This is a genomic window from Streptomyces sp. WELS2 (assembly GCF_013870595.1).
In the GTDB taxonomy this organism is placed as follows: Bacteria; Actinomycetota; Actinomycetes; order Streptomycetales; family Streptomycetaceae; genus Streptomyces.
Window position 1 is genome coordinate 1 of record NZ_JACBWZ010000147.1, and the last position, 10855, is coordinate 10855.

Here is a 10855-nt window from a genome sequence, read left to right on the forward strand (position 1 = left end):
CGGCCAGCGCCAGGCCGGCGGTGGCGGCGCCCGCGGTGTACTGCCAGGTACGGACGGTGCGCGGACGGGGGAGACGGGGGAGGTGCGCAGGGCCGGTCCGCACGGCCCGGGGCAGCCGCGCGAGGTGCGGCCTCACGGCCGTCACGGCGCGCGCGAGACACGGTCGGACGGCGTTCGCGAGCCGCGCCACCCGCGGTCCCGCGACTCGCCAAGGCCCCAGCTCTGGCACTACCACCAGCCCCTTTCGCGATCACACACCTGCGTGAGGGACACTTAACCACCAGAACTATGTGCTGATCATGGAGGAGCCACCGGTGGAGTTCGACGTCACGATCGAGATCCCGAAGGGTTCGCGGAACAAGTACGAGGTGGACCACGAGACCGGCCGGATCCGCCTGGACCGTCGTCTCTTCACCTCGACCGCCTACCCGACCGACTACGGCTTCGTCGAGAACACCCTCGGCGAGGACGGCGACCCGCTGGACGCGCTGGTCATCCTGGACGAGCCGACCTTCCCGGGCTGCCTGATCCGCTGCCGTGCGATCGGCATGTTCCGGATGACGGACGAGGCGGGCGGCGACGACAAGCTGCTGTGCGTCCCGGCCACCGACCCGCGTGTGGAGCACCTGCGTGACATCCACCACGTGTCGGAGTTCGACCGCCTGGAGATCCAGCACTTCTTCGAGGTGTACAAGGACCTGGAGCCCGGCAAGTCGGTCGAGGGCGCCAACTGGGTGGGCCGGACGGACGCCGAGGCGGAGATCGAGCGGTCGTACAAGCGCTTCAAGGAGCAGGGCGGTCACTGACCCCCGCTGTTCGTGGACGGGCCGCACGCGCGCGTGCGGCCCGTTCGCGTGTGTGCACGCGAGCGCCCCTCCGGGGTACGTGTGCGCATACTGAGGGCGACGCAAGGTGCGGTGCAGGGAGCGGTGCGAAGTGACGGAGGCGGAGGACCGCAAGCCCCGGTCGGACGAGGCCCGGTACGACCCGGAGATCACCTCCGAGTTCGCCATCCCCCGGGGTCTCGACGTCCCGAAGGCCGGCGGTGAGAGCGAGACGACCTCCGAGTTCGCGGTGCCGGAGGGGCTGCAGACACCGCAGCCGCCCGGTGCCGAGCCGGAGGGGTCGGCGTTCACCCCGCCGCGCACCTACAGCGCGAAGGAGGCGCCGGCCGCGTTCACGCCGGCGACCGGGGTACCGCTGGTCAGCCTGATCAAGGACGCGCCCTGGCAGGACCGGATGCGCACCATGCTGCGCATGCCGGTGACCGAGCGGCCGGCCCTGGAGCCGGTGCAGCGCGAGGAGGAGGGCGGCCCGGCCGTCCCGCGCGTGCTGGACCTGACCCTGCGCATCGGCGAGCTGCTGCTGGCCGGCGGCGAGGGCGCCGAGGACGTGGAGGCCGCGATGTTCGCGGTGTGCCGGTCCTACGGCCTGGACCGGTGCGAGCCGAACGTCACCTTCACCCTGCTGTCGATCTCGCACCAGCCGTCCCTGGTGGAGGACCCGGTGACGGCGTCCAGGACGGTACGGCGGCGGGGCACCGACTACACCCGGCTGGCGGCCGTCTTCCACCTCGTGGACGACCTCAGCGACCCGGAGACCGAGGTCTCCCTGGAGGAGGCCTACCGGCGCCTGGCGGAGATCCGCCGCAACCGGCACCCGTACCCCGGCTGGGCGCTGACCCTGGCCGGCGGGCTGCTGGCCGGTGCGGCCTCCCTGCTGGTGGCGGGCCGGGGCGACCCGGTGGTGTTCCTCGCGGCGGCCGTCGGCGCGATGCTCGGCGACCGGCTGGCGTGGCTGTGCGCGGGGCGCGGGCTGCCGGAGTTCTACCAGTTCACGGTGGCCGCGATGCCGCCCGCGGCGATCGGGGTGGCGCTGACCCTGGCCCATGTCGACGTGCAGGGCTCCGCGGTGATCACCGGTGGGCTGTTCGCGCTGCTGCCGGGGCGGGCGCTGGTCGCGGGGGTGCAGGACGGCCTGACGGGCTTCTACATCACCGCCTCCGCGCGGCTGCTGGAGGTCATGTACTTCTTCGTCGGCATCGTCGCCGGGGTGCTGACCGTCCTCTACTTCGGCGTGAAGATCGGCGGCAAGCTGAATCCCGAGGCCGCGCTGCCCGTCTCGAACGAGCCGCTGGTCCAGATCGCGGCCTCGATGCTGCTGTCCCTGACCTTCGCCGTCCTGCTCCAGCAGGAACGTTCCACCGTGCTCTGGGTGACGCTGAACGGGGGCGTCGCCTGGTCGGTGTACGGCGCGATGCACTACACCGGCCGCATCTCACCGGTGGCCTCCACGGCGGTCGCGGCGGGCCTGGTGGGCCTGTTCGGGCAACTGCTGGCCCGGTACCGGTTCGCCTCCGCGCTGCCGTACACCACGGCCGCGATCGGGCCGTTGCTGCCCGGTTCCGCGACCTACTTCGGGCTGCTGTCCATAGCGCAGAACGACGTGGACAAGGGGCTGGTGTCGCTGGCCAAGGCCGTGTCGCTGGCCATGGCCATCGCCATCGGGGTCAACCTGGGGTCGGAGATCTCCCGGCTGTTCCTGCGCATCGGCTCCGCCGGGAAGCGCCGGGCGGCGAAGCGGACCAGGGGTTTCTGAGCGCCGTACGGCCCGGGGCGCAGGGGGCTACTGACGGCGCTGGTCGTACGGGTAGCCGTTCTCGTCGTACCGCTGCTGGTCGTAGCCCTGGTGCTGGTCCCAGTTCTGCTGCTGCGGGTACTGCTGCGGGTCGTACGGCTGCTGGTACTGCTGCTGCCCGTCGTAGTACTGGTCGTAGCCCTGCTGCTGCCCGTTCCAGTCCTGCTGCCGCGGCTGCTGGTACCCGGGCTGCTCGTACCGCCGCTCCTCGTAGTGCGGCTGCTCCGGCTGGACGCGCCGCAGCCGGGTCGTGGCGTCGTCCATGACCGGGGGCTGCGGCCGGTACGCCTGCTGGGGCTGCTCGTAGGCCGGCTGCTGCGCCGGCACCGGCTGGGGCTGCGGCCGGGCCTGGTCCGCCTTCTTCCCCTTGCCGCGGGCGCGCAGGTACTCGATCACGATCGGGATCACCGACACGAGGACGATCAGGATGAAGATCGCCTCGATGTTCTTCTTGACGAACTCGATGTTGCCGAGCCACGAGCCGAGCAGGGTGACGCCGGCCCCCCACAGGACGCCACCGATGACGTTGCAGAGCAGGAACGAGCGGTACCGCATGCCGCTGACGCCCGCGATGATCGGCGTGAACGTGCGCACGATGGGCACGAAACGGGCCAGGATCAGGGACTTCGGGCCGTACTTCTCGAAGAACTCGTGCGCCTTGGTGACGTTCTCCTGCTTGAAAAGACGCGAGTCCGGGCGGTTGAACAGGGACGGGCCGACCTTCTTGCCGAACATGTAGCCCGCCTGGTCGCCCAGGATCGCGGCGAGGCAGATCAGGCCGATCGCGCCCCACAACGGGAAGTCCAGCTGGTTCGAGGTGATCAGCAGACCGCAGGTGAACAGCAGCGAGTCACCCGGCAGGAAGAACCCGATGAGCAGGCCGGACTCGGCGAAGACGATGAGCAGCAGGCCCCAGATGCTGTAGGTGTCGAGCAGATAGTTGGGATCGAGCCAGCTCGGGCCTAGGGCGAGTGTCATCACGGGTCCGGGCTCCTGAGGGGGTGAGGGCGGCTACGGCGTCCAGGTGCGGCCGCACAAAGCTATCAACGCGACGTGACCGCCCCAGGTTCCACCGGTGGCTCCAGGATGCCCTGTGCGAGGCCCCTGAGAAAGCTGTGACTCCAGGGGACTCGCGGGGGGTTCGGGCCCGGGAGCGAACCCCGTGCGCTCCCGGGGCCGGACGTTCAGGACGCGGTGTGCCGGGCCGTGTTCGCCACGATCGCGTCCCGCATATAACGGGCCAGACCGGGGCGGACGGCCTCGTAGGTGGCGGTGAACCGCTCGTCGGTGACGTACATCTCGCCGAGGCACGCGTGCAGCTCGTGCCCGCAGTCGTAGTACGCGCCCGTGATGAACCGGCGGTGCTCCTCGGCGACCTCCATGGCCGCCTCCGAGTCCGCGGGCACGCCCTCGGCGAGCAGCCCGGCCATCCGGCCGTGGACCGCGTCCTGCTCGGCGTTGATCCGCTTCCAGTCCTCCTTGGTGTAGCCGGCGGTCCGCAGCCGCGACTGCCGGTAGGCCTCGGTGTGGCCCCAGCGCCGCTCCACCTCGTCCGCGTGCTCGTCCGGGTCGAAGTCGCCGAAGACCTCGAACTTCTCCTCAGGGGTCAGGTTGACGCCCATCTTGCGTGCCTCCATGGCGTGCTCCACGGCCGCGGCCATCTTCCGGAGCTTCTCGATCCGGGCGGTCAGCAGCTCGTGCCGGCGGCGCAGGTGCGCGCGCGGGTCCGCGCCCGGGTCGTCGAGCAGGGCCGCGACCTCGTCGAGCGGGAAGCCGAGCTCCCGGTAGAACAGGATCTGCTGGAGCCGGTCGAGATCGGCGTCGGTGTAGCGCCGGTGCCCGGCGTGCGTGCGCCCGCCGGGCACGAGCAGCCCGATCCCGTCGTAGTGGTGCAGGGTGCGCACCGTGATCCCGGCGAATCCGGCGACCTGTCCCACGGAGTAGACCCGGTCCGGTGACCGGTCCTGTCCCACGGGCTGGCTCACTTCTTCCGCTCCTTCGGTCGGTACGCCGTCCACCCTGCGGCCTCACGTCGCGTGAGGTGCAAGTCCGTCGCGGGCGGCCACGGGGCCGGGTCCGCTCAGCGGTCGTCCTCCGGGTGCCGCTCCCCCGTCGCGTACGGGTTCTCCTGCCCCTCGGCGAGGACGCCGACGAACGGCTCGCCCTCCCCCGCGAACGTGTACGCGCCCGCCTCCAGGCGGCCGATCAGGCCCTGGGTCCAGGCCGCGTCGGAGTCGGCCGTGTGGATCCACAGGCGCATGATCTCGCCGATGTGCCCGAGCTGCTGCGGGCCGCCCTCGGGCAGGTACTCCCCGGTGACGGAGTCCCGCCACCGCCCGATCCGGCGGATCCGCTCCCGCAGCAGCTCCAGCGCCTCGGCGCGGGGCAGCTCGACCAGGAAGCCGATGGCCGCCGACCGGACGTCGGGCTTCTGGTCGTAGGCGACCAGCGACTCGCGCAGCAGCCGGAAGAACTCCTCCTCGCCGCGGCCGGTGATCTCGTACTCGGTGCGCGGCGGCCCGCCGGCCGAGGACGGCGCGGTCTCGTGCGCGTGCAGCAGCCCCTGGCGGGCCAGCTGCTTCAGGGCGTGGTAGACCGAGCCGGGCTTGGCGTTGGACCACTCGTGCGCGCCCCAGTACTCCAGGTCGTTGCGCACCTGGTAACCGTGGGTCCGGCCGTGCTGACGGACCGCGCCCAGCACGAGGAGACGGATCGCTGACATGGGGACCAGGTTAGGACCCGCGATCAGGCCGGGAAGCCGCCCTGTTCCCGGGCCACCAGCTCGAACGCGGTCATTCCGTCCAGCGACTCGCGGATGATGTCGGCGTGGCCGGCGTGCCGGGCCGTCTCGCGGATCAGGTGCAGGCACAGCCAGCGCAGCGAGACACGGCCCTCGGGCGGGAACCACGGGTCGGGCGGCAGCGGGAAGGTGTCGTCCAGGCTGGGCGCGGAACGGATCAGCTCCTCCGTCGCGGCGGCCACCCGCTCCCAGTACGCCAGCTGCGCGGCGACCGTCTCGGCCTCCGTCAGCCGGAACGTCTCGTGCCAGTCGGAGGCGTCGCGCTCCACGGCGGGCGGCTCCTGCCGCGCCCGGGCCACCCAGCCCTGCTCCACCTCGACGACGTGCTTGAGCAGGCCGCCCAGGGACAGCTCGCTCGCGCTCGGACGGGTGCGGGCCTGCTCCTCGGTCAGTCCGAGCAGCGCCCTGCGGATCCCGCCGCGCTGTTCCTCGATGAACGCGAGCAGCGCTCCGCGCTCGTCGCCCTTGTCCTCCGCCGGCACGTGCGTGACCATGGCCCGCCGCCTCTCGTCTGGCCGTCCGCCGGGGCGGCTGCCCCGACGGGAAAGACGCTAGGGGCCATTGCGGTCAGATCCTGACCGCAATGGCTCCGGGCGGGAAAGGTGACGCGGCTAGAACGGGAATCCGCTGCGTCCGTGCTGGATCGAGATCCACTTGACGGTGGTGAACGCCTCCAGCGTGGTCTCGCCGTTGAGGCGGCCGACGCCGGAGTGCTTCTCCCCGCCGAAGGGCACGATCGGCTCGTCGTGGACGGTGCCGTCGTTCACGTGGAACATGCCGGTGTCGATCCGCTTGGCGAAGGCCACACCGCGCTCGATGTTCCCGGTGTGGACGGCGCCGCTCAGGCCGTACGGGGTGCTGTTGACGATCCGCACCGCGTCCTCCTCGCCGTCGAACGGGATGAGGAAGACGACCGGGCCGAAGACCTCCTGCCGGAGCAGCGGGGACTCGGCCGGGACGCCGGTCAGCACGCTCGGCTCGACCAGGTTGTTCGTCGTGCCGCCGTGCACCAGGGCGGTGGCGCCCTCGGCGAGCGCCTGCTCGACGGTGCCCGAGATCGCGGCGGCCTGCGCGGAGTTGATCACCGGGCCGATCACGGTCTGCGGGTCGCGCGGGTCGCCGACCTTCAGGCTCCTGACCTTGGCGACGAACTTCTCGGTGAACTCCTCGCGGACGGAGCGGTCCACCAGGACCCGGTTGGCGGCCATGCAGACCTGGCCCTGGTGCACGAACCGGCTGAAGACCGCCGCGTCCACCGCGTAGTCGATGTCGGCGTCGTCCAGCACCACCAGCGCGCTGTTGCCGCCGAGTTCGAGGACCGAGCGCTTGAAGTGCTTGGCGCAGACGGTGGCCACGTGCCGGCCGACCTTGTCGGAGCCGGTGAAGGAGATCACCTTCGGGACGGGGTGCTCGATGAACGCGTCACCGATCTCGGCGATGTCGGTCACCAGGACGTTCAGCAGGCCACCGGGCAGCCCGGCGTCCTCGAAGATCTTCGCGATCAGGGTGCCGCCGGCGATCGGGGTGTTCTGGTGCGGCTTGAGCACCACGCCGTTGCCGAGCGCGAGGGCCGGGGCGACCGACTTCAGCGACAGCAGGAACGGGAAGTTGAACGGGCTGATCACACCGACGACGCCGACCGGCACCCGGTAGACGCGGTTCTCCTTGCCGTCGCCCGGGGAGGGCAGGATCCGGCCCTCGGGGCGCAGCGCGAGGTGGACCGACTCGCGCAGGAACTCCTTGGCGAGGTGGAGTTCGAAGGCGGCTTTCACACGGGTGCCGCCCAGCTCCGCGATGATCAGGTCCGCTATCTCCTGCTCGCGGTCCTCCACCAGCCGCAGCGCGCGCTCGAACACGGCCCGCCGGGTGTAGGGGTTGGTCTCCGCCCACTCCTTCTGCGCGCGGGCGGCGGCCCGGTAGGCCAGGTCCACCTCCTCGACGGTGGCCACGGTGATCGAGGCCAGCTTCTCGTCGTTGTAGGGGTTGAAGTCGATGACGTCCCAGGAGCCCGTGCCCGGGCGCCACTCGCCGTCGATGTACTGCCGGGCCAGGTCGCTGAAGTAGGACGCCATGTGATCCCTCAATCGCTAGCGGACACCAGTTCCACGCCGTGTCTGACAGGACGTCATCGTACTGGTGAGTACCGCGAGTTGAGGGACTTCCCGGGTCAGGAGAGTTGCAGCAGGCCGCGCAGCAGATCCCGGCTCTCGTCCGGGCCGGGGCTGTCCTGCTGGAGCTCCTTCAGGGCCTGCTCGTACTGGGCGACGTCCTCGCGCTTGTCCAGGTAGAGGGCGCTGGTCAGCTGCTCCAGGTAGACCACGTCGGACAGGTCGGACTCGGGGAAGCTGAGGATGGTGAAGGCGCCGCTCTCGCCGGAGTGCCCGCCGAAGCTGAACGGCATGATCTGGAGCCGCACGTTGGGCCGACCGGAGATGTCGATCAGGTGCTGGAGCTGGCCGCGCATCACGTCCCGGTCGCCGTAGGGGCGGCGCAGGGCGGCCTCGTCCAGGACGATGTGCAGCTCCGGGGCGTTGTCGGAGAGCAGGTGCCGCTGCCGCTCCAGGCGCAGGGCGACCCGGCGCTCGATGTCGGCGGCGCTCGCGCCCTTCATGCCCCGCCGGACCACCTCGCGGGCGTACTCCTCGGTCTGGAGCAGGCCGTGCACGAACTGCACCTCGTAGACCCGGATCAGCGAGGCGGCGCCCTCCAGGCCCACATAGGTGGGGAACCAGCTGGGCAGGACGTCGGTGTAACTGTGCCACCAGCCCGCCACGTTGGCCTCCCGGGCGAGGGACAGCAGCGACTCGCGCTCGGCTTCGTCGGTGATGCCGTAGAGGGTCAGCAGGTCCTCGACGTCTCTGGTCTTGAAGCTCACCCGGCCCAGCTCCATCCGGCTGATCTTCGACTCGGAGGCGCGGATCGAGTACCCCGCCGCCTCGCGCGTGATCCCCCGCGCTTCCCGCAGTCGCCTGAGTTGCGAGCCGAGCAGCATCCGCCGCACCACCGATCCGGGCTCTCCCGCGCTCACTTTCGCCAGCCTCCCCAACCGTCTCTCAGGGGCCGAAGTCTGCCACTAAAACACTCCGAGCAGTACTCGCCCGGTTACGGAAACGGAAAGAGCTCGGCCGCTTCCACCTTGCCCGGCCCGGGCCAGAGGTCCGGACCTCTGGCGGCTTCCTGGGCGAAGCAGGCGGAAAAAATGGCCAAGAAGCGGTACGGGCTGTGCCATTTCGGCCGCGTGCACGTGCATCTGCCCTTGCATCTGCTCTGCGCATCCGAAACCATGGGTGCCGCGCCACCGCTGCATCGCAACGACCGCGAATTCCCGGGAGTGCCTCGCATGGGGACGAATGGATCGACCATGCTCAAGCCGTTACGGCAGGGCCTTCCGCCGCTGGATCCCGCGGCCGTGTCCGATGCCGCCTCCTGCGCCTTCCCCGCCCGTTACGAGGCGGTGCGCGAGGCCCGGCGCTTCACCCGCGACACCCTGGGCCGGTGGGACGTCGGCGACCGCTTCGACGACGTGTGCCTCGTCGTCTCCGAACTCGTCACCAACGCCCTGCGGCACGCGGTGCCGGCGGACCCCTGTCCCACCGACGGGCTCCCCTCGGTGCGGCTGCACCTGATGCGCTGGAGCGAGCGGCTGGTGTGCGCGGTGCGCGACCCGAGCCACGAGACGCCGGCGCCCAGGGACGCGGACGACTTCTCGGCCGAGTCGGGCCGCGGCCTCTTCCTCGTCGACTCCTTCGCCGACAGCTGGGGCTGGCACCCGCTCGCGGGCACCCTCCAGGGCAAGGTGGTCTGGGCGCTGTTCCGGATGCACCCGGCGGGCTGATCCCCTACGGCGCGGGCGCACGCCCGGTTTCTACGCGCGTACACCCGGTGTTCACCGCCGCGTATGCGCGCTGTCGCCGCGTGGACGCGCGTACCGGTCGTCACACGGGCGGGCGTGCGGGCGTACGGAACGAAACGGCTGTCAGCTCGCGATCAGGTGGTCGAACTCGCCGTCCTTGACCCCGAGGAGCATGGCCTCGATCTCCGCGCGGGTGTAGACGAGCGCCGGCCCGTCCGGGAAGCGCGAGTTGCGCACGGCGACATCGCCGCCCGGCAGCCGCGCGAACTCCACACAGGAACCCTGCGAGTTGCTGTGCCTGCTCTTCTGCCAGGCCACTCCGTCCAGCTGCGTGGCAGCCATGCCGTTGTACACGTCGTACCCCCCGTACACGCCGTCAACGTCGCGGTCCACAGGTCGCTCCCCGGTGGTGCACTGGCTGGTGTGGCCATAGATGCAGTGGTCAACTGACCCGGATCATAGCTCTGTTCACGTGCGGATGCATGAGCAGATGCACGTGCACGAGCGGTGTTCCTGCGATTACACCTTTGACGTGTGCTTTACCAGGGCCGCTCCGGCGTCTGCCCCGGAGCAGGCAGGACATGCCTCGCCCCGTACCGGAAGAGACGCGTACCGCACCGCTCATGTTCCCCTGTCCGGCAACCGATCGGCCCGGCGCACTGGCCGGAACGGCGTCCGTCCACCGGAGGGGCGGCCTCCGGTGGGTGGCGTAGACCAGCCGGTCCGCCACTACGGCGGCGGGACGCGCGCGGCGGCGACACGTGACGGAGATCATCCGGTACCGGCCGGCGGAGCACTCCGGGGCGGACCGCAACCGGCACCGGCGAGCAAGGCGGGAGGCGGGCGCCGCCCTACGGGGGAGCGCGGGGCGGCGCCCGCCCTTGCGGGGAAGGGGCTCAGCGGCCGGCGTACGGCAGCAGTGCCATCTCGCGGGCGTTCTTGACGGCCCGCGCGAGCAGCCGCTGCTGTCGCACGCCGACCCGGGTGACGCGGCGGCTGCGGATCTTGCCGCGGTCGGAGAGGAACTTCCGCAGCAGGTCGGTGTCCTTGTAGTCGATGTAGGTGATCCCGGCCTCGTCCAGGGGGTTGGGGCGGTCGCGGACGAAGGAGCGGTCGCTCTTGCGGGGCATCAGACCTCCAGCAGGGTGTCGAAGGCGGGCGGGAGCCGGCGCCAGGAGTCCCGCCCGGCGGCGTACTCGGCGTCGGTGAGCAGGCAGGACTCCAGCAGCCGGGTCAGTCCCTCGCGGTCGAGGCCGGGCGAGGTGAACACCAGGTGGTTGCAGCGGTCGCCGTGCTCGGGGTGCCAGTCCAGCGCGGCGGCGGCGCGGCGCACCGGCGGGACCAGCTCCCAGCCCGCGTCCGGCAGCGCGGCGAGCCAGGGCCCCGCGCTCTCCACGCACAGCGCCCCGCCCGCCGCGTCCCAGTGCAGCAGCGCGTCCGGCTTGTCGGCGAGCCAGAACCGGCCCCGGCTGCGGGCGGCGGCGCAGGTCAGGTCCTCCAGCGCCGCGTACAGCCGCTGCGGGTGGAAGGGCCGACGGCGGCGCCAGACCAGGGTGGAGACACCG

Annotated in this window: 12 protein-coding genes and 1 pseudogene; 3 read left to right on the forward strand and 10 right to left on the reverse strand. The window is 71.1% G+C overall.

Annotated features, from left to right (window positions below; all coding sequences use genetic code 11):
• Positions 1-190, reverse strand: a pseudogene (locus H5J33_RS37390) (D-alanyl-D-alanine carboxypeptidase); the annotation flags it as partial.
• A 124-nt stretch (positions 191-314) separates the two neighbouring features.
• On the opposite strand from H5J33_RS37390, the gene H5J33_RS12080 reads away from it, so the two are divergent.
• Positions 315-806: an inorganic diphosphatase gene (locus H5J33_RS12080; RefSeq protein ID WP_029381130.1), complete on the forward strand. Its 492-nt coding sequence runs from the start codon at positions 315-317 to the stop codon at positions 804-806.
• Between the two features lie 130 nt (positions 807-936).
• Positions 937-2598: a threonine/serine exporter ThrE family protein gene (locus tag H5J33_RS12085; RefSeq protein WP_181794904.1), complete on the forward strand. Its 1662-nt coding sequence runs from the start codon at positions 937-939 to the stop codon at positions 2596-2598.
• Positions 2599-2625: 27 nt separating this feature from the next.
• On the opposite strand, the gene H5J33_RS12090 is transcribed toward H5J33_RS12085, so the two are convergent.
• From H5J33_RS12090 to H5J33_RS12115, 6 genes are all read right to left on the reverse strand, one after another.
• A complete protein-coding gene (locus tag H5J33_RS12090) occupies positions 2626-3618 on the reverse strand; it encodes a VTT domain-containing protein (protein ID WP_181794905.1) in 993 nt (330 codons plus the stop codon).
• 203 nt (positions 3619-3821) lie between these two features.
• Positions 3822-4622: a MerR family transcriptional regulator gene (locus H5J33_RS12095; RefSeq protein WP_309485385.1), complete on the reverse strand. Its 801-nt coding sequence runs from the start codon at positions 4620-4622 to the stop codon at positions 3822-3824.
• A gap of 95 nt (positions 4623-4717) precedes the next feature.
• Positions 4718-5359, reverse strand: coding sequence for a PadR family transcriptional regulator (locus H5J33_RS12100; RefSeq protein WP_181794906.1), 642 nt, complete (start codon positions 5357-5359; stop codon positions 4718-4720).
• A 23-nt stretch (positions 5360-5382) separates the two neighbouring features.
• Positions 5383-5931, reverse strand: coding sequence for a DinB family protein (locus H5J33_RS12105; protein WP_181794907.1), 549 nt, complete (start codon positions 5929-5931; stop codon positions 5383-5385).
• 117 nt (positions 5932-6048) lie between these two features.
• The gene (locus tag H5J33_RS12110; protein ID WP_181794908.1) at positions 6049-7509 is read right to left on the reverse strand and encodes an aldehyde dehydrogenase family protein; all 1461 of its coding nucleotides are present in this window, start codon (positions 7507-7509) and stop codon (positions 6049-6051) included.
• A 95-nt stretch (positions 7510-7604) separates the two neighbouring features.
• Positions 7605-8429 carry a helix-turn-helix transcriptional regulator gene (locus tag H5J33_RS12115; protein WP_181794913.1) on the reverse strand — a complete coding sequence of 275 codons (825 nt, stop codon included), beginning with the start codon at positions 8427-8429 and terminating at the stop codon, positions 7605-7607.
• A 369-nt stretch (positions 8430-8798) separates the two neighbouring features.
• On the opposite strand from H5J33_RS12115, the gene H5J33_RS12120 reads away from it, so the two are divergent.
• The gene (locus tag H5J33_RS12120; RefSeq protein ID WP_258565025.1) at positions 8799-9272 is read left to right on the forward strand and encodes an ATP-binding protein; all 474 of its coding nucleotides are present in this window, start codon (positions 8799-8801) and stop codon (positions 9270-9272) included.
• A 141-nt stretch (positions 9273-9413) separates the two neighbouring features.
• Here H5J33_RS12120 and H5J33_RS12125 read toward each other — a convergent pair whose 3' ends face one another.
• From H5J33_RS12125 to H5J33_RS12135, 3 genes are all read right to left on the reverse strand, one after another.
• Positions 9414-9683: a DUF397 domain-containing protein gene (locus tag H5J33_RS12125; protein ID WP_030781778.1), complete on the reverse strand. Its 270-nt coding sequence runs from the start codon at positions 9681-9683 to the stop codon at positions 9414-9416.
• A 503-nt stretch (positions 9684-10186) separates the two neighbouring features.
• Positions 10187-10420: a 30S ribosomal protein S18 gene (rpsR, locus tag H5J33_RS12130; protein ID WP_181794910.1), complete on the reverse strand. Its 234-nt coding sequence runs from the start codon at positions 10418-10420 to the stop codon at positions 10187-10189.
• The coding region (locus H5J33_RS12135) for a GTP-binding protein (RefSeq protein WP_181794911.1) at positions 10420-10855 on the reverse strand (436 nt) is incomplete at its 5' end. The genes H5J33_RS12135 and rpsR, both read right to left, overlap by 1 nt.